This window comes from Bacillus sp. LK2 (genome assembly GCF_001043575.1).
Taxonomy (GTDB): domain Bacteria; phylum Bacillota; class Bacilli; order Bacillales; family Bacillaceae_G; genus Bacillus_A; species Bacillus_A paramycoides.
In genome coordinates, this window is sequence record NZ_LDUK01000015.1 from 1 (window position 1) to 22,211 (window position 22,211).

Consider the following 22,211-nt stretch of genomic DNA (forward strand, 5'->3'; position numbering starts at 1 on the left):
AAACCGAAATTCATCTCCCACCTACCGTTGGACTATTGTCCTTCACAACGCTTGAGGAAGGAGACTTCTTTCGGATAATGCGTTAAATTTACATTTTTCCCAAGGATATAAGCAATCCCCTTCGTTTGTGGTGTCGGCTGTGGATTTGGGGTTGTGGATTTGGAGGATTCGGATTTGGAGCTACTCCCAAAACAGCTGCTATTCCGTTTGCATATGCTTGACTTAGATCTTCAATAAATTGTGAATTTTTCAATATATTCGCATCAAACGTTGTATCAATAAAAGCAGTTTCTGTTAATATTGCATCCATTGCAGTCTCTCTAAGTACTGCATAATTTACTTTTTTGGCTCCTCGATCACGAAGGCCGTATTTTGTTAATACAGGATTAACTGCCACATGAATTTTTTGTTGCTTGGCATATGCCGAACTACTATTAGATAACGCATTGTGTATATAACTTTCAAAACCAGTACCACCACCACTATTAATATGAAATGAGATAAAATAGTCTGCGCCAAAGGAATTAGCAATATTAGCACGTTCTGATAAAGAGATAAACACATCACTATCACGTGTCATTTTAATAGTAATTGGGTAATTTGCAGTTAAAATATCTCGAACACGTCTAGCAATTTGAAGTGTTAACTCTTTTTCCACTAAACCATTACCAACAGCCCCCGAATCATATCCACCGTGCCCTGCATCTATAACCAGCTTCATATAACTTTTTCGTTCCTTTCTTTAATGTAATAAGCTTATATTTCTACTCGTCCTATTTTATGTTACTTGTACAAGTTCCGTTACAAATACAAATAAAAACCGCCTTATGTAAGGCGGTTTTTATCGCTTTGCTTTAACCAATTTAAAATGAATATGTACGATTGATAGTGAATGTAACGTATGCAAAATAAAATAAATAAAAGAACTATCCCAACGCCGCTATATAGCAAACCAAACTTCAAAAAGATGTTCAAAAGAGGTGGAAAATGAGTTATGTTTTGTAATACAAATAGCATACAAAACAAAATTAAAAACACGGGGATAAATTGTAATTCATACGGTCTTCTCTTCTTATACATTCTTTTTCGAATAAACATCTGGCATAGTTCCGCTACTATAAAACACCCTCCAACTAATACAAGCCCAGAAGTCATTGTCATACGTTCACCTGCCTTTTATTCATTTCATCACGTAATAAATATTCGTTACATTTGCTTTATATATACTCCATTTTCCTCAATAAAACCAGATCCCTCTATGAAAGACTTAGCTCGTTCTGTTAATTTCTCTTGTAATACTTTTATCTCTTTCACATTTCTATGTTTCATCATTTCTTCAAATGTAAAATACGTATTCGTTCCATATCCATAACCTTGATAATCAAAATGGATAATTAGCTGAGATAAAATAGCACTCTCTTCTTGGACACTATAATCTATTACACCGATATATGTATCATCAACTTTTACACAGTACTGAACCTTTTCCACACTTAAACTGTGCGAGCGAAACATTTCTTTAACAACGCTTTCATTTTCTATATTTACTTTCTCAAACGTAATCATATGTTGTACATCCTTTTACTATTATTGTATCAATTAAAAGTGCTATTTATGAAAAAAACCTTAAGACCAAATGCGATCTTAAGGTTTTTCTAATTAAACTAAGCTATACGCACGTTTTGTTTCTTCATGGAATTTATTCGTATCGTATTTATGCTCAACATAAATTTGATGCCATACCATAAACGCAAGTACAGTCCAAATTTTACGGCTATAATCGCCTTTATCTGCACAATGTGCTTCCAGTAAGTTTAATACATACTGTTTGTCGATTAAATGCTCAGTTTTGCTTTCGTTAATAATATTTACAGCCCAATCGTGCATTTCATCTTTTAACCAGTGACGAATTGGTACTGGGAATCCAAGCTTTTTACGATCTAACACGTGATCTGGAACAATTCCACGTGCCGCTTCACGTAAAATAGCTTTCGTTGTTCCGTTTGCAATTTTAAATTCTGTCGGAATTTTAGATGCAACATCAAATACTTCTTTATCTAAGAACGGTACACGAAGTTCTAATGAATTTGCCATCGTCATTTTATCAGCTTTTAATAAAATATCGCCGCGTAACCATGTGAACATGTCAATGTACTGCATTTTACTTACATCATCATAATCTTTAATTTCGTTATACAATGGTTTCGTGATATCCATATAGTTAACACTTTCATCGTAATACTTCATTAATTCAGCTTTTTCTTCTTCACGGAAGATTTTCGCATTTCCATAGTAACGCTCTTCAATTGACGTACATCCACGCTCTAAGAAGCTTTTCCCTTTAAATCCTTCTTTAAGGGCACCACTTAGTGCCTTTAGAACGCTCTTTCCTGGACTAGGAATGTAAGAGAACATTTTTAAAGAGTTTGGCTCGCGATAAATGTTATAGCCACCAAACAGCTCGTCCGCACCTTCACCCGAAAGTACAACCGTTACATGTTTACGCGCTTCTTTAGCAACGAAATACAATGGTACAGCTGCTGGATCCGCTAAAGGATCATCCATATGCCAAATAATTTTTGGGAACTCATCCATAAATTCTTGCGCTGAAATGAATACGTTATGGTTTTTAACTCCTAATTTCTCAGCAGTTTCTTTCGCAACATCAACTTCACTGAAACCGCGTTGCTCAAAGCCAACAGAGAACGTTAAAAGATTTGGATTCATTTCTCTTGCGATAGAAGCAATAATCGATGAATCGATACCACCAGATAAGAAAGAACCTACTGGTACATCACTACGCATATGCACTTTTACAGAATCATATAATACATCACGAATCGCTTGGATATGCTCCTCTTTCGTTGCACTTGAAGCATTGAAATAAGGTTTCCAGTAGCGATGAATTTCCATCTCTTTTCCGATTTCTTTTACGAAGTAATGACCAGGCTCAATTTTATTAACATCAATTGTTAATGTTTCTGGCTCTGGACCATATTGGTACGTAAAGTAATGTTGTAATGAAGTTGGGTTTACCCCTTTATCTTCCATTACATGCATAATACTTTTCTTCTCAGATGCGAAGAATGTAGTATCACCTTGTTGTGCGATGTATAAAGGTTTAATACCAAAGTGGTCACGTGCACCGAAAAGTTTCTTTTCTTCACGATCCCAAATCATAAATGCAAACATACCACGAAGGTAGTCTACACATTTTTCTTTCATATGTGCATACAATGCAATGATAACCTCTGTATCAGATTGTGTTGCAAAAGTTGCACCTTTTTCAAGTAACATTTCACGTAATTCTACATAGTTATAAATTTCACCATTAAAAATAATTACATATCGATCATTTTCATAAGTTAGTGGCTGATGTCCTGCCTCTAAGTCAATGATACTTAAACGGCGGAAGCCAAATTGTACATGTTCATCACGAAAATATCCTTCGTCATCTGGACCACGGTGGAAAATCATCGTGTTCATATTTTCAAATTGATGTTTTTCTGTTTCTGAAAACTCTCTAGGGTTTTCACATAAACATCCTACAAAACCACACATACTTCTTACCCTCTTTCGGTTTTCATTCTGTCTCTATACTACTATATCAACCTTATTTATACTAGCATAATCAACTGAATATGGCGACCAAAAACTATAAAAAAATCACTCCATTTCACATTTTTAACAATTTTTTATGAAAACTTGAAAACTAGGCACACACCTTTCTCCGCTTTTGTCATATGATATTGCAAATTGATTTTTAGGAGGTAATACCATGAGTGAAGAAAAAAAAGATTCTTCTCGCCCACCGGTTCGTAATTATTTAAAGCAAATTGATGATTTTTTCGAACAGACACCTCTTCGTAATGTAATTGCTGATTTAAATCATTTTTTCCAAAAAGGAAACCGTTTATTAACATTCCCTGTAGATTTATACGAAGTTGGTGACGAACTCGTCGTTACAGCCGAACTACCAGGTATTCAAAAAGAACAAATTCAAATTGAAATACAAAGCGAATACTTAAAAGTCTCTGTGAAAGAAGATATACTTGAAGAGACAGAAGAACAAACATCTCATAACTATTATCGCCGAGAACGTTCCAGTTCAGAAGCGTCAAGAATTATTAAGTTACCATATTTAATTAATAAAAAAACAGCGAAAGCTTCTTATCAAAACGGTGTGTTAGAAATTCGTGCACCGAAACTTCCGCAACAACATGATATATTATCCATAGACTAAAAGACAAAAAAGAAGGGTGCTAAGCACCCTTCTTTTTAATCCACTAATCTCTTCATATCACGTATAATATCTTCGTATGGCGTATTACTAATACCACTATATTTTTTCATTACTTTTCCATTTTGATCGACTAAGAAAAATGATGTTCCATGAATAACTTGCCCATTCTCTGGTTTATCTACAAGCGATTGGAAATTATCTTTTGAAAACTTTGTAATATCCTCCAAAGAATATCCTGTTAATAAGTTCCAGTTACTTGTATCTTCTGTGAACTTTTGAATGAACGCTTTCAAATTTTCCGGTTTATCTAGGTCAGGATCTACGCTAAACGATACAAACTGAACGTCTAACTTCTCTTCCTTCGCCATCTTCTGTAATTTCGCCATATTAGCAGTCATTGGTGGGCAAACTGTTTGACAGCTTGTAAACATGAAATCTGCAACCCATACTTTTCCTTTTAAATCTTTTGTACCAAACTGCTTTCCTTCTTGGTTTGTGAATTGGAAAGTTTCTAAATCCCAGTTTAATGGTTTACGGAGTTTCGATCCTGAGCCACTGCATCCAGCTAGTACAAAAAGACAAAAAACAACCATAAGACCAATTAACTTTTGATAACGCTTCATTATTAAACCTCTTTTCTCTTTCCTTAATTTATGTAGGTTATGTATATCATAACCTAAGTAAACACTATGAGAAAATTGTTTACTTCATTTGTTCACGAAATCGTACGATTTTACATATGTTACTTCTCATTATTAAGCGAATTACTAGACAAAAGTTCTATTGTTAACTACTATTTTTTCTCTATACCTTATATACAAACAAGAATCCATTTTAAAGTGAAACTTTAATCAGTGGGGTTTTTTCATCCTCCGCTGATTATTAGCCCTCACCAATCGGGTTAAATTTTGTAAAGGTAATTATCAATTTTTTTACAATTCCTTAAACATTAATCCATTTTACACACTGTTTTCCTTTACAACATTTCGGTACAATACAACTACAACGATTTTAAATGAGGTGATGTTCATGGCAAAGCGCTATGAAAATATGGATAATGTGAGTACAAAAAAATCAATTCACTCCTTCTTACGCTGGCGTAAAGAGAGAAAACAAAACAAAAAAGATTTTTCTTTTCTAGTAGAACAATCACCTGTTAAACAAAGTAAATTTCTGCAAAATAACTTTAACAAAACGACTGTCACATGGATCGGTCACTCTACTTTTCTAATTCAAACGAACGGCTTAAACATTTTAACAGATCCAGTATGGGCAAATAAATTAAAGCTAGTTCCAAGACTTACACAGCCCGGTCTCGCTTTAGATGAACTACCTAAAATTGATATTGTGCTTATTTCACACGGCCATTATGACCATTTAGACTTTTCATCTCTTCGTCAACTGAATAATGATGTTTTATACCTTGTGCCAATTGGATTAAAAAAATTATTTACTCGTAAAAAATTCACCAATGTAAAAGAATACAGCTGGTGGGACAGTATAACAATTGATGAAGTCGCTTTTCACTTCGTACCTGCCCAGCACTGGACGAGAAGATCATTATTTGATATGAATACCTCTCACTGGGGGGGATGGATTATCAATAATAAGATTACTTCAGAAACCATTTATTTTTGCGGTGATAGCGGTTATTTCAAAGGTTTTAAAGAAATCGGCAAACGTTTTTCAATTGATATTGCACTCATGCCAATTGGTGCCTATGAACCAGAATGGTTTATGAAAGTATCCCATGTTTCACCGGAAGAAGCTGTGCAAGCCTATTTAGATATAAACGCTACGCATTTTATTCCAATGCATTACGGTACTTTTGCGCTAGCAGATGAAACTCCAAGGGAGGCTGTAACACGACTTCGTAATAACTGGAATTTACGAATGCTACCGTGGGAACAACTACATGTTCTTTTTTTGGGCCAAACTTTCACTTATAGCCCTACTATACTAGAGAAAGAGCCAGAAAAAATTACTGAAACCTCTCATGTATAACAGAACTACTTTTTCGAATAATTTATCATATACTATAGAAAATCGAAAAGGGTGTTTTCTATGAAAAATTATTTACAGACTCGCTATATCATTAGCGGAAGTGCCTGTATTGCCCTTCTCATTTCTTATTTCATATACACATAAAAAAACTACTTGAAAATATATTTCAAGTAGTTTTTTTTATTATTCTGCTAAATACATAAAACCAATTGCTCCTGGTCCTGTATGAGTACTAATGACTGGTGTTGTATAAAAAATCTCTGATTGAGTGAATCCATTTACTTTTTCAACAGTTGATTTTACACTTTCTGCTAAAGGAAGTGCTTTTGCATGTGGAATTGCAACAGCTTTTACAACTTTCCCAGCAGTATCTTGCTCAAATAATTTAGCTAAAGTTTTAACAACTTGCCCTTGACTACGAACTTTTGTCACTGGATTGTATGCTCCACCTTCAAGGTTTGCAATCGGTTTGATGTTCAGTAAAGAACCGATAAACGCTTTCCCTTTACCGATACGTCCACCTTTCACTAAATTCTCTAATGTATCTACGACTACATATAAACGAGTATTCTTCCTCACTTCATCAATACGTTTTAAAATATCTTCTAACGAGCGCTCTTCTTTTGCCATTTTTGCAGCTTCAATTACTTGATATGCTAACGCATGGCTAATGAACTGAGAATCAACGACTGTTACTTTAGTATCTGTCATTGATGCAGCACTATTTGCTGTTGAAACAGTACCACTCATTCCACCTGTCATATGGATGGAAAGTACTTCACTTCCATCTTCTCCTAACTTTTCATACATTTCTACAAATGTACCCATAGCTGGTTGTGATGTTTTTGGTAATTCTTCTGATTTCGCCATTTCCTCAATAAATTCATCTGGTTGTAAATCAACGCGATCTAAGTATGTTTGTCCATTTACAGAAATAGATAATGGTAAAACATGAATATCATACTTCTTAATCACTTCTTGAGATAAATCTGCAGTTGAATCTGTTACAATTTTAATTTTTTGCATATTATACTTCTTCCCTTTCCAATACGCTCTCCTTGTTATTATACTAGCATTCCCATTGCTTTCAACAATTTCAAACAATTTTCACCAAATTAATTATATTTTTATACCTAAAATAAAAAAAGACAGAGCTTACCTAACTCTGTCCCTGCTGTGTATTATGCATTCTTTTCAAGAGTATTTGTTTTATATACATTTGAATAATCATTCCACTTCAAACAACTTTGTAAATATTCACGGAAAGAGTACGAAAATCTTGGGTTTTTATGTTTTTGAATTTTCGCAATAAATAACTGAAGACGAGACTGAATTAGAAACGCTAATGGATGTTGTGCTTGTAGGACAGGGATTTCAAATATTTTAATACAATTCCCTGTTGAATGAGTGAAATAAAAACTTTTCGTAATCACAATATCAATCCTCTTTTTCGTTGGATTTTTGAACTTCCTCCACTTTTCGCCTTGACACGTTATTTAAAGTGAAGGTTTCCTACGAATACTAAAGTATCTATAGGCGAACCCCGTAGTCCCTACGGTTAGAAGCTTTAGGCTCCATTCATCTCCACCTAATCCGGACCCTGTCCTATATATCCCTTGAGACGGGAGTCTTATTATCCGTAAATAGCTAGATAACTCCAGTATAAACTTATAAAAGTGAAAAGTTTGTCTAAATTTTGGAGATTCTATAATTTTTTTCTTCTATATATTGTATACGATTATAGCTAGAGTATAACAAATAAAGTGAAATTTTAATCAATGGGGGTTTTGTCCATACCCTACTGATTTTTAGCCCACACCAATCGGGATAAATAAAAAAGTGCCTTTATAACGAGGCACTTTTCGACTGTATTTCTTCTTCTTTTTTCTGTTTTCGCTTACTAACAATCTTTGATAAAGCGATACTAATTTCATAAATACAAATAAGCGGTACCGCTACTAAACTATGTGATAAAAAATCAGGCGGCGATATACACGATGCAATTATAATCAACACTACATAAGCATATCTTCTTATTTTTTGAAGAAATTCTGCCGTTAGAAGACCTATGCTCGTTAAAAACATAACAACTACAGGTAATTCAAATATAACAGCAAACGGAACTGTTAAATTAAGTACAAAATGAAAATACTTTTCTGTCGTAAACATCGTATTAAACATTTCATTACCAATTGTCGTTAAAAAATGAAATAGAAATGGCATGACGATAAAATAACCGAAAGATAGGCCTGCTATAAATAATATAGACAATACCGGTATATACATTAATGTCATTTTTTGTTCATTTGGATGTAAACCTGGTTTTACAAATAACCAAATTTGTATCGCTGCAAAAGGAATTGTACAAACGATAGCAACTACTGTAGCAATCGAGAAAAAAATCCATAACACATCACTTGGACCGAGAACAGTTAATTTCATTGGTAAATCTTTTACAAGCCAAAAATAAATATCCTTCGTAAAAGTAAATCCGATAATTAAAAATAATACGAATGATATTACTGTATATATTACTCGTTTGCGAAGCTCAACAATATGTTCTACTACGCTCATTTCCCGATCTTCCATCTCGTTCACCACACTTTATTTGTCCATTCCAAGAAAATTTCATCATATTCTTTTATTTACTTCTTTTCCTTCTCTTGAAATGCCTCATCAGTCAATTCTTTTGTTGATTTTTTAAATTCTTTTAACGTTTCCCCTAAAGCTTTCCCAATTTCCGGTAACTTTTTAGGGCCGAATAAAATTAACACTGCTACTAAAATTAAAATTAACCCTGGAAAGCCAATATTTGAAAACATTTCCCCATCCCCTTCATAAGTAGATTCCTTGTCCTACTATTCCATAAGTTCATTTTGTCAAAAAATTTTGTAAACGTCAATGTATCCGCTATCTTTTGTCAAAAAAATTCAAAAATATAATCAATTATACAAATATCATTTTCTAATCCTTTTGTATATGATATGGTTAAGAAAAATATATCTTATCTCATTACAAGGAAAGGGATTTACATTATGACACAAAAAATCACAAGAATGACCCAATTTGTAAAAGAAGAGATTGCTAATGCAGTTACCCATGGTATCGGTGCCATTTTAAGCATCCCTGCCTTAATCATATTAATTATTCACGCTTCCAAACATGGTACAGCATCTGCTGTTGTTGGCTTTACCGTTTATGGCGTAAGCATGTTCCTGCTGTACTTATTTTCTACACTGTTACATAGTATTCATCATCCAAAAGTAGAAAAGTTATTTACCATTTTAGATCACTCCGCCATATATTTATTAATCGCAGGCACGTATACACCATTTCTACTCATTACACTGCGTGGCCCGCTCGGTTGGACGTTACTCGCAATTATTTGGACCCTTGCGATTGGTGGCATTATCTTCAAAATTTTCTTTGTTCGTCGCTTTATTAAAACATCAACATTATGTTATATCATTATGGGTTGGCTCATGATCGTTGCCATTAAACCCCTTTATGAAAATTTAACTGGTCACGGCTTCTCACTACTTTTAATAGGCGGTATTTTATATTCTGTCGGAGCTATATTCTTCCTTTGGGAAAAGCTTCCGTTCAATCATGCCATTTGGCATCTCTTCGTATTAGGTGGTAGTACAATGATGTTTTTCTGCGTACTCTTTTATGTCTTACCCGCAGCATAAAAAAAGTTTCAGCTTGTTTAAGCTGAAACTTTTTTTATTACTTATGTAATTGAGATGCAATTATATCTTTTGTATGCTCTGTTAACTCTTTAGCATCCATACTTGCATATTCTTCAGGTGTAATCGGCTTAGAAATTGTTAATGTCGCATGAGCTGGTTTCATACGGTTTCCATTTGCCTCAAACATCTTATATGTACCATCTAAAGTTACTGGTAAGATAGCTACGCCAGATTTTACAGCAAGGTGGAAACTCCCTGCTTTAAACTCACCGATTTCGCCGCCCTTACTTCTCGTTCCCTCTGGAAAAATCACGATAGAATGCCCGTTCTTTAATAGCTCAATTCCATCTTTAATTGCTTTAAGAGATTGACGACGATCGCTACGGTCCATGAATACACAATTCATTAGTTCCATCCAAGTTGGTACAACCGGAAATTTTTTAATTTCCGCTTTAGAAACGAATCCAATTGGCTTATTTAAGTAACCTAGTAAAACAGGAATATCCATATTACTTTGATGATTACTTACAACAAGTACAGGCTTGTCTTTCGGAACATTTTCAAGTCCCTTTACTTCTACAGTCGACCCAGCAACACGTACCATTTTCTTACCAAACCAGTTTGTTGTTTTATACACAACACTATCTTTTTCTTGCGGTGACATCGTATTTGCTTTTCTTTTAATACGCCACAATCTTGGTGTAATCGCAATTACGATTAAAATTAAATAAAAGATTTTAAAAAACGTTTGAATCATACAGAACCCCCACCTATTATCATTCCGACCTTCATTATACTAGACAAACGAAGGAAAAAGAAGAAAAAATGTCCAAACAGCAAGTGTTTGGACATTTTTGAAGTTTTCTATATTAGAAACGTTTTGCTAATTCACGTGCATTTGCAATCGCTGCTTCTTTAATATCTTGTGCTTTTTCAGGATTTGCATTCATACCTTCAACTGCAATATATTCAGTATCATTTACACCGATGAATCCTAATACTGTTTTCAAGTGATTGCGACCGAAGTCTACAGCTGCGTATGCTCCTTCAGAATACACGCCACCTGTAGCTTGAATGTGAAGCGCTTTTTTGCCTTCTAATAAGCCAACTGGACCATTTTCAGTATATTTGAATGTTTTACCTGCGATTGCTACGTTATCTAAGTACGCTTTTACTACTGGTGGATAGCTAAAGTTCCACATTGGAGTTACGAATACATAACGATCTGCATGCATAAATGTTTCTAAGTTTGTGTTCATTGCTGCAACTTTTTGTTGTTGAACTTCACTTAAAGTTTCGAATCCTTCACCTGCTGCGAATTTACCCCAAGCAGCAAATACGTCTGCATCAATAGCTGGTACTGTTGTATTGAATAAATCAATTGTTACAACTTCGTCTTGTGGATGTTCGTTTTTATATGCTTCGATGAAAGCTTCTCCTACTGCCATACCGAAAGAACCTTCTGCTGAATTTGGATTTGCTGTAATAAATAGTACTTTTGTCATTGTATTCTCTCCCTTTTTCTATTTTATCTTTAATTTGAGATTTATAATCGAAAAGTAAATAACTTACCTTACGTAAGTATAATACAAAAAGTTTTAACTAATGTCAATTAAAAATAGCAACTTTTTTTTCGTAAGTTAATAAGTTATATTGCTTCATATTGTTTTTGTATATAAATATTAAGATTCTGACCAAATAAAAAAACTACCTCCATATTTCATGGAGGTAGTTTTTTTCAAATTTTACTTTTGAAAAACATGTTTCACTTTTTCAGCTGGAATATTACTTCCACCTCTACCTTTTACATCTTCAATCATCATTGTAATGACCATATCAGGTGAATTTAAATCGAACGCAGCGAACCAACCTAGTTCTTTTCCTTCTGCCTCTTTTGAAACTTTTAATTCTGCTGTTCCTGTTTTACCAGCAAGAGTCATACCATCAATTTTCGCGATTTTCCCTGTACCATCTGGATCATTAATTACTTTCGTTAAAGCCGTTTTTAATATATCTTGATTTCCTTTAGAAATCACGTTCTCTTTCCAAGCTTTTGGTTGTTTATCTGTTTTAATAATATACGGTGACGGAATCGTTCCATCATTTACAATTGGCGCATACGTTAAAGCTAAATGAAGAGGAGTCATTAACACTTGTCCTTGTCCATATCCTGTATCTGCCATTTGAATATCATTTTTAATGCCATCATTTGCGATTTTAGAAGCAGGGAATCCGTATTCGATTGGTAATTTCTCATCGAATCCAAATTTTTTCGCTTCAGACATAAATTTATCTTTACCAATTTTCAAAGCTTCTTGTGCGAAATAAATATTATCCGAATACTTCATTGCCTTATCAAAATCAATCGGATTTGCGTCTTTTACACGTGTTACATAATAATTGCCCCAAGAAGAATCTTTCGTCCATTTCAATCCTTCAATTTTCAATTCTTCTTTCGGATCAATCGTTTTTGTTTCAAGACCAATCGCACCTGTAATAGGCTTAAATACAGAACCTGGAACTGATAATTGTGTAAATCGATTCGTCATCGGTTTTTTCGGGTCATTATTCCAAGCTTCACGTTGAGCTTTCGATGTCCCTCTCGCAATAAGGTTAGGATCGTAAGCTGGACTACTTACAAGTGCAATCGTTTCTCCGCTTTTCGGATTAATTGCTGCACTTGATCCAGCCTCTCCTTTCATTTCATTATAAATTTTTTCTTGAACAGCACTATCAATAGTTAAAGTTACATTTTCTCCATCAACAGCATCTGTTTTCGCTAAATTTTTAATTTCCTTACCTTGTGCATCTTCCATGAAGACGCGGCCACCTTTTTTACCACGTAACTTTTCTTCTAATACTTGTTCTAATCCTGCTTTACCCACTGGATCATCTGCTTGATACCCTTTCTTTTGAAGCGTTTTTAAATCTTCCGCATTAACTTTTCCGATATAACCAGTTAAATGCGCTGCCGCTTCTCCTAACGGATATGTACGAACATTTACCGGTCTTGTTGAAACACCTGGTAAATCAATGTACGTATTTTGCGTTGCCCCTTCAGGCAATATCCCAATTGGTACAAGATAATTTGGTTTTACCCATTTAGCAGCTAGCTTTTGATCAATTTCTTCTACAGACATATTTAACAACTTCGCTACTGTTTCTTTCGTTTGTGGAGCAGCATCTCCTAATTTTTCTGGAATCATTCCAATTTCAGAAGCTTTACCATTCGTCGCAAGACCTTTTCCATTACGATCGTAAACTTCACCACGTTTTGGCTGTGTTGTCTGCATACGCACTTTACTATCTTTTGTCATGCCTGGGAAAATAAAATCTGGAGTCCAATCTACTTTCCATGATTCTTTATCTCCATCTTTTTCTTTCACCATTTTTGCTTCATAACCAAAAGAGACATTACCGCCAACTGTATCCATACTTACTTTAAAAGGAACAGGGCCATTCTCTTTTTTATCCTCTTTTACTTCGCCTGTTTCTACTTTCAAGTTTTTCACTTCTATACCTGAATAAATTTTTTCATATTTCTCTATGAAATCTTTTTTCGAGATATTCTTTTTTGCATTTTCTGATAATTGACCGTACATATCTGCAAATTTTTGTTTATTCCACGCTTTTGCATATGTATCAAACGCTTCTTGTGGTTTTTCATCTTTGCCGCATCCGACTAGCATTAATGCTAAGCAAAGAAAAAGAATCCCCCATATTTTTCTCAACCGATTCTCCCCCTTTTATTACATGGCGTACTTCTAAAGATTTATAGCATTATATACATGCTAGCTCTCATTATAGCACTATTGAATCCCATCTATAAAGTTACATTTGATAATATAAATAAAAAGATTGATGTGAATACTCACATCAATCTTTTTTATTGTTGCTTCTCATAAATATGATAATAGTACGTGTATGGATTTTTTTCATCCGTTAAACCCTTCTCCACAAAAACTTCTTTCCAATCGGTCATATCTATTTCTGGGAAGAATGTATCTCCATCAAACGCATGATGAATCTTTGTAATATACAATTTCTCCACATACGGTAAGAATAAATCATAAATTTGCGCTCCTCCAAAAATAAAGATTTCTTCTTCATCCTTGCATAACGCAAACACTTCTTCCACAGAATGAGCAACTTCACACCCTTCAACATGATACTCTTCATTGCGAGTTACGATAATATTACGTCTTCCTGGGAGCGGTCTACCGATCGCTTCATAGTTCTTTCTTCCCATAATAAGCGGGTGACCCATCGTCGTTTTCTTCACGTACTGTAATTCACTTGGCAAATGCCATGGTAGTTTATTATCTTTACCAATCACTCTATTTTCGTCCATTGCCACCATAAATGAAACAATCATCTTTTCATCTCCTCTACAATTACACTGCAACTGGTGCTTTAATTGCTGGATGTGGATCATATCCTCCTAATGTTAAGTCATCCATTTCAAAATCAAACACAGATTTCACATCTGGATTTAATGTAAGTTTAGGGAACGGACGTGGTTCACGTGCCAACTGCTTTTCTACTTGTTCAAAATGATTTGTATAAATATGTGCATCACCAATAGTATGAACAAACTCTCCTACTTCAAGACCACATTCATGTGCAATTAAATGTGTTAGAAGAGAGTAGCTTGCAATGTTAAATGGAATTCCAAGGAAAATATCACCGCTTCTTTGATATAACTGACAAGAAAGCTTTCCATCTGCTACATAAAATTGGAATAGCGTATGACAAGGTGGCAATGCCATGCTTGGTACATCTTCGGGATTCCAAGCAGATACAATCAAACGACGTGAATCTGGTGTTTTCTTAATCATTTCAATTACATCTTTTAGTTGATCAAGTGTCTCACCAGCTGTCGTTTTCCAAGCACGCCACTGCTTTCCGTATACGTCTCCTAAATAACCATATTTCTTCGAAAAATCATCATCTTCTAGAACGTTCTTTTTAAACAATTCCATTTGGTCATCATATTGCTTCTTAAATTCCTCATCTTGTTGAGAGCGAAGACCGAAATCTGTCATATCTGGACCATTATACTCATCACTTTCTACCCAGCTCTTAAACGCCCATTCATTCCAAATATTATTATTATGTTGTAATAAATAACGAATGTTTGTATCACCTTTCATAAACCAAAGCAGTTCACTTGCTACAAGGCGAAATGGGACTCTCTTTGTCGTTAATAAAGGAAATCCTTCACTTAGATCGAAACGCATTTGATATCCAAATACAGATACAGTACCTGTCCCCGTACGATCTTCTTTCTTAGTGCCGTGCTCCATTACATGACGGCATAAATTTAAGTATTCATATTCAGCATGTTTCATATGTAGGAAAACCTTCTTTCAATCTTATATGAGATTTATCATAACATGAAAAACATCGGATTTAATAATCTAAATTAATAAAAATACTTTCAATAATTCTTACAAAATTATTAACTTTCAATATTTAAAAAGGTTTTCACTTTTCTATTACAGAAAGTATAGTGCGGAACATAAAAATTATATTTGGAGGTTAGAAGCATGTCTAAAATCAAAACCCCTGTTTTAAGTACGTTGCAACATACAATTGAGAAAATGATGAAAGATTTACACGTTCCAGGTACCGCTGTAGCTGTTATAAAAGATGGTGAAGTAATTATTTCAGAAGGTTTTGGCTATCGAAACATAGAGAAAAAAGAAGCTGTTACTCCGCAGACACGATTCGCAATTGGTTCTGCAACGAAAGCATTCGGTACATTTTCATTAAGCTTATTAGCACAGCAAAAAAAATTCAATTGGGATACTTCTGTCCAATCTTACGTACCTAACTTTTCTTTATCCGATATACTCGCTAACTCGCAAGCTACAGGACGAGATTTAGCTTCTCATCGTACTGGGGTAAGTCGTCACGATGCTCTTTGGTACAGTTCTTCCTTATCTCGTAAAGATATCGTAGAAAAAATTAAACATTTATCACTTGATGCACCGTTCCGCACTGCATTTTTATATAACAACTTAATGTATGCAACAATTAGTTATATTGTGGAAAACATTACGAATCAAACATGGGAGCAATACGTTACAGAACATATATTAGAACCTTTAAATATGAGGCATACAAACTTCTCTGTTACAGACTCGCAAAATACAGATGATTACGCATTACCTTACGCTGAAGATAATGGTGAAATGAAAGAAATTCCATTCCGAAATATCGATACAGTTGGAGCGGCTGGATGTATTAACTCTACCATTGAAGATATGGCAAAATGGGTTCTGCTTCATTTAAACGAAGGAAAAACAGAAAATCATGATTTGATTTCTACTGAACTACTCCAAGAAATGTATACACCACATACGCCAATCCCGGATCAGCCAATGTTATCAACAAGTGAATCACCATTAAATAGCTATGGACTCGGTTGGTTTATTAGCGCTTATCGCGGTTATAAAATGATTCATCACGGCGGTAATATTGATGGATTCTCTGCACTTGCATCATTCATGCCAAATGAAAACATCGGTATAGTCGTGCTAACAAATTCCGGACAAACTTTACTTCCTACTTATATTACAAAGCATATTTACGACGAACTTCTCGGACTAGAATTTATCGACTGGCATAACCGTTCTGTAGAAGATAGTGAAAAAATGAAAGAAATGATGAAAGAAGCAACTGAATCACTTCCTGAAGTAATAAAAGGAACTAGCCCTTCCCATGCATTAGATGCTTATACTGGAACTTTTGAGCACCCTGCTTATGGAATACTAAAAGTATTCCAACAAGATAATTCCTTACATGTACAATTTATGGATACGGAATTTCAGCTAAAGCACCATCATTACGACATCTTCTCTGCATCAATTAGTTTGTTCCAAATGAAGATGGGGCTTTTATTCGCTTATGAAATGAATGTAAAGGGTGAGTTTCCGACCCTTCAATTACATGTTCCTGCAACTTTAAGTACTCAGCCCCTTACATTCATTAAAATTGAATAGTAAATTTAATAGAGGGAAGCTTTCGCTTCCCTCTATTTTTTCTCAATTAGAAATACCATCTAAAATTATTCATTTTATTATCCGATTAAGTAAATGATTAAAAATAATTCGTATGCTAATTCATCAAATAACAACTTATTACTATTCAAACGATTAATCATTATATAATCCTTCATGGGACATGGCTTTCTCGTTAATATTTTACTGAATATGGAAGAACCTCATGATTATTGGTGCTTTTTATTTTCTTATCCTTCCAAATAAATTTTTTCAAACACATAAACACCGTTACTGAAATTGCAACTCCAACTGTAACATCTGAAGCAAAATGAGCCCCTACCATAATGCGACTAATTGGCACTACTATCATCCACAAAAGAATGAGAATCCAAACACCTATCTTTTTTCTTTTTAATGAAGCGAAATATTCTGGTAACAAGCTAAACCAAATGATTAACGCTGCATTGGCACTATGGCCTGAAGGGAACGACATAAACTCATCACTTTTGGCGATTCCTTGAGGTACAAACCATTTTGAAAATCCTTCAAACGATCCAATAGAAATCATATGACGATAACGTTCTCTACCCCACCCCAATTTTATTAGATTAAATGTAATTAATACAATAACTACACTTAGTAATCCAATTAATGCAATGTCTCTCAATCTTGCATCATCGTATTTACTCCATGATTTAGAAATCATATAACAAACTACAATAAAACAAATCATAAAAATTGGAATTAAAAATTTTGAAATGGTTAAATAGTGTACTAGCATAAATGACGCTATAAAAGCGAATAAAAGAATGATTACTCCATAGCCAGCTCCAGATAAATAATACCCTCTTGAACCTTTATTCTTTCTAGTTTTAAATAAATACATACTAGAAAATAAGGCAATAAGCATCGCTGGAATTTCTCCTATAGCTTGTAAAAAAAGAGCAATCTTATTAGTTGGTTCATATAGACTATTGGATATTTGTAAGTCTGTAAATGCAAAGATACATAGTAAAATAGCGAAGCTGGAAATTAATATCACTTTTCCATTTTTCATCATTTCTCCTACTTTCCACTATGTTTTAATATAAAATTCCCCATCTCAATTGCTAAATCTTCACTTTGAGGATAGACACCTACGTTATCTCCATAAGCGTGCCCCAACCCTCGATAAAGAACTGTTTCAGTATCAACTCCTTTTTTTGTTAATTTAGCTGCATACGCTAAACATTCAATCATTAAAAAGTCATGCTCTCCTACCGTAATAAATGTACTTGGATAGTCTGGGGATACATCAACATATGGACTTAAATACTTAGAATTAATTTCTTGCGTACCAAGTACTTCTGACATACCTCCGACCATTGAATGCATAATATTAAGCATTTTTTCTAATCCTTTTTTATACTTAGGAGCAATTTCATATTTATCTATACTCCAAGAGTAAAATTCATCTTTATAATCACACATATTAATTGTAGGATATAGAAGCAGTTGTCCCTTAACGAGATTTCTACCATCTTCCATGTCTCTAGTAGTACAATACTGTGTTAAGTTACCTCCTGCACTATCACCAGCAACAAAGATATTATTTTTATCACCGCCTAATGTGTCAGCATTATCATAAATCCACTTTAAAGTAGTGTAACAATCTGTATGCCCAGTTGGAAAAGGATTTTCCGGAGCTAATCGATAATCCACAGAAACGGCTAGTATATCTGTTTTCTCTACTATCAATTTCACAAGCTCTTCTACCACATCAGGTGATCCTGCCATGAATCCGCCACCATGAATGAAGTATAAAATTGGTGCATTCTCTCGTTTTGAACTACTGTTATAAATTCTTATCGGAATATCAAATCCATCTTCAGCTTTAACAGTTTTATGCATAATATTAATGTCTTTTGTTACAATAGGAACACTTTTAATACCATTAAATTGTTTTCGCATATTCTTTACTGATTTTTCAGAAGCATCCATTTTCATCATATTTTTAGGCATAAACCTCATTACATTCATTTGAACCTTTGTGTCCTTATAAAGACGTGGATCCATAGCCCCTTTTTCATCACAATCTGGTATGTTTTTTACTAAGACTTTTGCCCCCTGCACGTTAATAGTTTCTTGTTTTTCTTGAATTTTTTCTAAAAGGTCTAAGTCATATTTTCTAGTCATCCAGTATTCATCCTCTCTTGTTTTAAGCGCTTTCATTTATTTGGATTATATAAATCCCCTTTGAATCTTACTTCATCTGCTATAATTAAGTTAAAAACGTTCCATGTACCAAATGTAACATGGAACGTTTTTTTATTGTTGTTCATATTTGATTCAATTATTGTCATTTTTTGATATGATTTTCTTCCTATACTGTAATGGTGTATATCCATATTTGTCTTTAAACTGTGAAATAAACGATTTTACATTTGGAAATCCGTGTTTTACTGCTATATCTTGTATAGAATTTGTACTACTAATAATATCCTTATAAGCTTTATAAAGTCTGTATCTTGTTAAAAAAGAGGTAAAATTTGATCCAAAGGTTTTTTTGAACATACGGGAAAAATGTTCTTCACTTACAAAAAAGTGTTTTGCTACATCTTTCAGTTTAAGTTCTTCATCGTAATGTTCATAAATATATGTAATCATCTCTTTTTGTCTATTTCCAAGTTGAAAATCATTTTCTACATTCTCCACATCTTTACAGTAACGCAATAAAATATAAACAATTTCATACATCAAACTGTTAATTTTTATATAACTTAAATCATCAGATTTTGTGACTAACTCCTTTAATTCATAAAATATTTGTTGGAGTTTTGTTTTCTGAACGACTGATTCTTTTATATTGAATCTATATTTATCAAAATCTTCATTTACCTCTTTAAGAAATTCATAAGAAATAATTAACATTATTACTGCACAACTTGTATTTTCAACTTTTTCAAATTCGTGAACATCTCCACTATTTACAAAAATAAATTCGCCAGCGGATACTTTCTTTTTTTGCCCATTCACACACAAAATAATTTCTCCAAATACTACAAGGCTAATTTCAATACTTCTATGCCAGTGCGGTGGAATATAATAGTGAAAATCAGTTGGAAACATTGTATCCTCTATATATTCAACCATTCCTGGAATTCTATCACGTAACTTTATTTCTTCATATTTTCCTTGCCTGACTTTCAATAGTCCACCCCCTTATTTTATTATAAAATAGACGTCAAGTTTCTCATTACATTCTTGCATTCGGTGTATACGCAACTTCTACAATAAATCCATTCGGGTCGTAAAAATCGATCGTATAGTAACCATCCGAATAATGATTCATTTCAATAGGTCCACGTATAAGCTTCATCTTAGTACTAGCAAGAAACTCTGCTACGTCATCAACTACTCCTCTATTAATAGCTTGATAACAAATATGTCTCGGTCCTAACGATCTTACAATTTCCTCATCTACTTCTTTAAAATATATTTCACTTTCTCCTGTGCTATATGCCACTTCATTTAATTTCCCCCATCCAATTATCGATAACAAAACGTCATAAAAAGAAATAGACTCCTCTAAATTTGCTACCCAAAATTCAATATGATGAATACCTGGTCGAAGTTTATTCATAACTCCCTCACTTCCCCAAATTAAGTATGCGCTGCCTGTACTACTTGCACAATTTCTCCTGGCGTACTAACCATATAATCAGGCGCATCTCCTTTTACCGCTTCAATAACGTCATATCCCCACGAAACCCAAATTACATTCACACCAGCCTTTTTACATGCTGCTACATCTCTCTGTTCATCACCGACATATAACATATCTTGTTCTGCTAACTTTTTCGACTTTAAAAACCTTTTTATCATTTTATCTTTGCCGAACAAATTTTTAGAACAATACACTTCTTGAATCATTTCTATACCATTGTTGTGTAAAAATGCCCTAATATGCTCTTCTGAGTTCGAAGATATAACCGCAATTCCATAACCTTTTTTATATAATTCATCTAACACATCCTTCATCCCATGGAATAAAACGAGATCTTTTATAGCAGGTTGATATAATTTATAAAACTCTAACGCCAATATAGGAAGTTTATACAGTGGTACATCTAATTTTTTACATCTCTCTGACATAGTTAATTTTCGTAAAAGCTCAATTTCTTCCTCACTAATTGTCTTATATCCATGCTTTTCAGCAAGTTGATTATAAATTGGTACAAATATATTTTGTGAATCTACTAATGTGCCGTCAAAGTCAAAAACAATGTATTTTTGCATCCCCCATACTCCCTTTACTTCTTTTTTACTTAAACATATTTTATTCAACAACCTAGCTGTCTTAACCTTTCATAAAGTGAAACTTTAATCAGTGGAGTTTTGTCCATCCCTACTGATTATTAGCCCACACCAATCGGGCGTTTACGGGCAGCCCGACTCCACCTAACTTCCTTGCATTCGCCAAATTTTGAGGTGGGAGTCTTACTGCCCGCAAATAGCGGGATAAGCATAAAAAAAGAACAAGATTTTCTCTTGTTCTTCATTAAGACAGCCATTTCGGCGGCACATTCGTATTCCAATAAATATTTCCTAGTTCATGATGTCCTGAGTATCCATCATCAAAACGATGATAGTGGAAATTAAAATAATATCCATCTTGCGGTGGATGATCTCTCCTCACGTGAAATCGCAGTAAGTCATTTCCTGTTTTCGTATCATATACATGAAAAATCTTTTCATTATTTCCACCAGCTGGTCTTTGGGATATTGCTAATGATTGTAACGATTCTTCTGGCACATCATTTGCAAGTTCCGCGATTGCTTCTTCAATTTTAGGTAATACAACATCTTTAAATTCATCTTCAATTACAGGCCCAATTTTAGAGCCGAATTTTTGCATAGATTGCTTCTCAGCTTCTTGCATCGCATAGTTAACAAAAGTATCGGTGGTTAACCTTTCATTCGTTTCTTCATATGTATAGGACGTTTGCTCCAAATTTTGTTGCCTAGTTGTAGTAGGCTTGTCCGCTTTTGCATTATCAAGCAAAATGGAAGGAGGCGTCACTAAACCAAATGTAAATACGGTAATTAATGCGACTAAGGTTTTTCTAAACCAATTTGGCATTTATATTCCCTCCCCTTTCACTCATTATATCTTATATAACGGTTGTTTCTTCTATTATACAAAATGATTGTAATTTTTGCACTTTACAAATTTGTTAACGTTCACATATTTTTCACTTGAATATGACATTGTAAGATTTCATA

Annotated in this window: 23 protein-coding genes and 1 pseudogene; 4 read left to right on the top strand and 20 right to left on the bottom strand. The window is 34.0% G+C overall.

All coding sequences use genetic code 11. The annotated features are described in order from the left end of the window. Positions 1-47: 47 nt before the first annotated feature. The 4 genes and pseudogenes from VK90_RS09830 to asnB all read right to left on the bottom strand — a co-directional run. Positions 48-721, bottom strand: a pseudogene (locus tag VK90_RS09830) (N-acetylmuramoyl-L-alanine amidase); the annotation flags it as partial. Positions 722-825: 104 nt separating this feature from the next. Next, positions 826-1,161, bottom strand: a complete 336-nt coding sequence (locus tag VK90_RS27610; protein WP_082182996.1) for a hypothetical protein — start codon at positions 1,159-1,161, stop codon at positions 826-828. A gap of 45 nt (positions 1,162-1,206) precedes the next feature. Then, positions 1,207-1,566 (bottom strand): GNAT family N-acetyltransferase, encoded by a 360-nt coding sequence (locus VK90_RS09835; protein ID WP_048372370.1) that lies wholly within the window; start codon positions 1,564-1,566, stop codon positions 1,207-1,209. A 93-nt stretch (positions 1,567-1,659) separates the two neighbouring features. Further along, positions 1,660-3,561 carry an asparagine synthase (glutamine-hydrolyzing) gene (gene asnB / locus VK90_RS09840; protein WP_002171774.1) on the bottom strand — a complete coding sequence of 634 codons (1,902 nt, stop codon included), beginning with the start codon at positions 3,559-3,561 and terminating at the stop codon, positions 1,660-1,662. A gap of 217 nt (positions 3,562-3,778) precedes the next feature. On the opposite strand from asnB, the gene VK90_RS09845 reads away from it, so the two are divergent. Beyond that, on the top strand, positions 3,779-4,243 hold the full coding sequence (locus VK90_RS09845; RefSeq protein WP_002171773.1) for an Hsp20/alpha crystallin family protein: 465 nt from the start codon (positions 3,779-3,781) through the stop codon (positions 4,241-4,243). Positions 4,244-4,278: 35 nt separating this feature from the next. Here the strand turns inward: VK90_RS09845 and VK90_RS09850 are convergent, their stop codons facing one another. Next, positions 4,279-4,866 carry an SCO family protein gene (locus tag VK90_RS09850; RefSeq protein ID WP_002171772.1) on the bottom strand — a complete coding sequence of 196 codons (588 nt, stop codon included), beginning with the start codon at positions 4,864-4,866 and terminating at the stop codon, positions 4,279-4,281. Positions 4,867-5,272: 406 nt separating this feature from the next. On the opposite strand from VK90_RS09850, the gene VK90_RS09855 reads away from it, so the two are divergent. Beyond that, positions 5,273-6,247, top strand: coding sequence for an MBL fold metallo-hydrolase (locus VK90_RS09855; protein ID WP_048372372.1), 975 nt, complete (start codon positions 5,273-5,275; stop codon positions 6,245-6,247). A gap of 183 nt (positions 6,248-6,430) precedes the next feature. Here the strand turns inward: VK90_RS09855 and VK90_RS09860 are convergent, their stop codons facing one another. From VK90_RS09860 to VK90_RS09875, 4 genes are all read right to left on the bottom strand, one after another. Further along, a complete protein-coding gene (locus tag VK90_RS09860; protein ID WP_048372377.1) occupies positions 6,431-7,273 on the bottom strand; it encodes a DegV family protein in 843 nt (280 codons plus the stop codon). 155 nt (positions 7,274-7,428) lie between these two features. Continuing rightward, a complete protein-coding gene (locus VK90_RS09865) occupies positions 7,429-7,680 on the bottom strand; it encodes a DUF2535 family protein (RefSeq protein WP_002171769.1) in 252 nt (83 codons plus the stop codon). A gap of 412 nt (positions 7,681-8,092) precedes the next feature. Beyond that, positions 8,093-8,836, bottom strand: coding sequence for a twin-arginine translocase subunit TatC (gene tatC, locus VK90_RS09870; RefSeq protein WP_033718922.1), 744 nt, complete (start codon positions 8,834-8,836; stop codon positions 8,093-8,095). A 56-nt stretch (positions 8,837-8,892) separates the two neighbouring features. Then, positions 8,893-9,069: a twin-arginine translocase TatA/TatE family subunit gene (locus VK90_RS09875; RefSeq protein ID WP_002141629.1), complete on the bottom strand. Its 177-nt coding sequence runs from the start codon at positions 9,067-9,069 to the stop codon at positions 8,893-8,895. A 213-nt stretch (positions 9,070-9,282) separates the two neighbouring features. On the opposite strand from VK90_RS09875, the gene trhA reads away from it, so the two are divergent. After that, a complete protein-coding gene (gene trhA, locus VK90_RS09880) occupies positions 9,283-9,939 on the top strand; it encodes a PAQR family membrane homeostasis protein TrhA (RefSeq protein ID WP_002171767.1) in 657 nt (218 codons plus the stop codon). Between the two features lie 37 nt (positions 9,940-9,976). On the opposite strand, the gene VK90_RS09885 is transcribed toward trhA, so the two are convergent. The 5 genes from VK90_RS09885 to VK90_RS09905 form a co-directional block, all read right to left on the bottom strand. Beyond that, entirely contained in the window at positions 9,977-10,696 is a 720-nt protein-coding gene (locus VK90_RS09885) for a lysophospholipid acyltransferase family protein (protein WP_048372380.1), read from the bottom strand. A gap of 112 nt (positions 10,697-10,808) precedes the next feature. Continuing rightward, on the bottom strand, positions 10,809-11,444 hold the full coding sequence (locus VK90_RS09890) for an FMN-dependent NADH-azoreductase (protein WP_048372383.1): 636 nt from the start codon (positions 11,442-11,444) through the stop codon (positions 10,809-10,811). 240 nt (positions 11,445-11,684) lie between these two features. After that, positions 11,685-13,670 carry a penicillin-binding protein 3 gene (gene pbpC / locus VK90_RS09895; RefSeq protein ID WP_048372385.1) on the bottom strand — a complete coding sequence of 662 codons (1,986 nt, stop codon included), beginning with the start codon at positions 13,668-13,670 and terminating at the stop codon, positions 11,685-11,687. Between the two features lie 155 nt (positions 13,671-13,825). Further along, positions 13,826-14,314, bottom strand: a complete 489-nt coding sequence (locus VK90_RS09900; protein WP_048372387.1) for a dihydrofolate reductase — start codon at positions 14,312-14,314, stop codon at positions 13,826-13,828. Between the two features lie 19 nt (positions 14,315-14,333). Then, positions 14,334-15,290: a thymidylate synthase gene (locus VK90_RS09905; protein ID WP_048372388.1), complete on the bottom strand. Its 957-nt coding sequence runs from the start codon at positions 15,288-15,290 to the stop codon at positions 14,334-14,336. 198 nt (positions 15,291-15,488) lie between these two features. On the opposite strand from VK90_RS09905, the gene VK90_RS09910 reads away from it, so the two are divergent. Beyond that, positions 15,489-16,946 (top strand): serine hydrolase, encoded by a 1,458-nt coding sequence (locus tag VK90_RS09910; protein WP_048372391.1) that lies wholly within the window; start codon positions 15,489-15,491, stop codon positions 16,944-16,946. Between the two features lie 193 nt (positions 16,947-17,139). Here VK90_RS09910 and VK90_RS09915 read toward each other — a convergent pair whose 3' ends face one another. From VK90_RS09915 to VK90_RS09940, 6 genes are all read right to left on the bottom strand, one after another. After that, a complete protein-coding gene (locus VK90_RS09915) occupies positions 17,140-18,003 on the bottom strand; it encodes a phosphatase PAP2 family protein (protein ID WP_048372392.1) in 864 nt (287 codons plus the stop codon). Between the two features lie 8 nt (positions 18,004-18,011). Continuing rightward, the gene (locus VK90_RS09920) at positions 18,012-19,121 is read right to left on the bottom strand and encodes an alpha/beta hydrolase (protein WP_048372857.1); all 1,110 of its coding nucleotides are present in this window, start codon (positions 19,119-19,121) and stop codon (positions 18,012-18,014) included. A 153-nt stretch (positions 19,122-19,274) separates the two neighbouring features. Next, positions 19,275-20,135, bottom strand: coding sequence for an AraC family transcriptional regulator (locus tag VK90_RS09925; RefSeq protein ID WP_048372395.1), 861 nt, complete (start codon positions 20,133-20,135; stop codon positions 19,275-19,277). Between the two features lie 46 nt (positions 20,136-20,181). Beyond that, complete coding sequence (locus VK90_RS09930; protein ID WP_048372398.1) at positions 20,182-20,568, bottom strand: VOC family protein; 387 nt, start codon at positions 20,566-20,568, stop codon at positions 20,182-20,184. 20 nt (positions 20,569-20,588) lie between these two features. Next, on the bottom strand, positions 20,589-21,224 hold the full coding sequence (locus tag VK90_RS09935; protein ID WP_048372399.1) for an HAD family hydrolase: 636 nt from the start codon (positions 21,222-21,224) through the stop codon (positions 20,589-20,591). Between the two features lie 262 nt (positions 21,225-21,486). Then, the gene (locus tag VK90_RS09940) at positions 21,487-22,068 is read right to left on the bottom strand and encodes a YpjP family protein (RefSeq protein ID WP_002171756.1); all 582 of its coding nucleotides are present in this window, start codon (positions 22,066-22,068) and stop codon (positions 21,487-21,489) included. Positions 22,069-22,211 lie beyond the last annotated feature (143 nt).

Coding starts and splice junctions, on each gene's coding strand:
- VK90_RS27610 (WP_082182996.1), bottom strand. CDS start 1,161: ATGACAATGACTTCTGGGCTTGTATTAGTTGGAGGGTGTTTTATAGTA.
- VK90_RS09835 (WP_048372370.1), bottom strand. CDS start 1,566: ATGATTACGTTTGAGAAAGTAAATATAGAAAATGAAAGCGTTGTTAAA.
- asnB (WP_002171774.1), bottom strand. CDS start 3,561: ATGTGTGGTTTTGTAGGATGTTTATGTGAAAACCCTAGAGAGTTTTCA.
- VK90_RS09845 (WP_002171773.1), top strand. CDS start 3,779: ATGAGTGAAGAAAAAAAAGATTCTTCTCGCCCACCGGTTCGTAATTAT.
- VK90_RS09850 (WP_002171772.1), bottom strand. CDS start 4,866: ATGAAGCGTTATCAAAAGTTAATTGGTCTTATGGTTGTTTTTTGTCTT.
- VK90_RS09855 (WP_048372372.1), top strand. CDS start 5,273: ATGGCAAAGCGCTATGAAAATATGGATAATGTGAGTACAAAAAAATCA.
- VK90_RS09860 (WP_048372377.1), bottom strand. CDS start 7,273: ATGCAAAAAATTAAAATTGTAACAGATTCAACTGCAGATTTATCTCAA.
- tatC (WP_033718922.1), bottom strand. CDS start 8,836: ATGGAAGATCGGGAAATGAGCGTAGTAGAACATATTGTTGAGCTTCGC.
- VK90_RS09875 (WP_002141629.1), bottom strand. CDS start 9,069: ATGTTTTCAAATATTGGCTTTCCAGGGTTAATTTTAATTTTAGTAGCA.
- trhA (WP_002171767.1), top strand. CDS start 9,283: ATGACACAAAAAATCACAAGAATGACCCAATTTGTAAAAGAAGAGATT.
- VK90_RS09885 (WP_048372380.1), bottom strand. CDS start 10,696: ATGATTCAAACGTTTTTTAAAATCTTTTATTTAATTTTAATCGTAATT.
- VK90_RS09890 (WP_048372383.1), bottom strand. CDS start 11,444: ATGACAAAAGTACTATTTATTACAGCAAATCCAAATTCAGCAGAAGGT.
- VK90_RS09900 (WP_048372387.1), bottom strand. CDS start 14,314: ATGATTGTTTCATTTATGGTGGCAATGGACGAAAATAGAGTGATTGGT.
- VK90_RS09905 (WP_048372388.1), bottom strand. CDS start 15,290: ATGAAACATGCTGAATATGAATACTTAAATTTATGCCGTCATGTAATG.
- VK90_RS09910 (WP_048372391.1), top strand. CDS start 15,489: ATGTCTAAAATCAAAACCCCTGTTTTAAGTACGTTGCAACATACAATT.
- VK90_RS09915 (WP_048372392.1), bottom strand. CDS start 18,003: ATGAAAAATGGAAAAGTGATATTAATTTCCAGCTTCGCTATTTTACTA.
- VK90_RS09920 (WP_048372857.1), bottom strand. CDS start 19,121: ATGACTAGAAAATATGACTTAGACCTTTTAGAAAAAATTCAAGAAAAA.
- VK90_RS09930 (WP_048372398.1), bottom strand. CDS start 20,568: ATGAATAAACTTCGACCAGGTATTCATCATATTGAATTTTGGGTAGCA.
- VK90_RS09935 (WP_048372399.1), bottom strand. CDS start 21,224: ATGCAAAAATACATTGTTTTTGACTTTGACGGCACATTAGTAGATTCA.
- VK90_RS09940 (WP_002171756.1), bottom strand. CDS start 22,068: ATGCCAAATTGGTTTAGAAAAACCTTAGTCGCATTAATTACCGTATTT.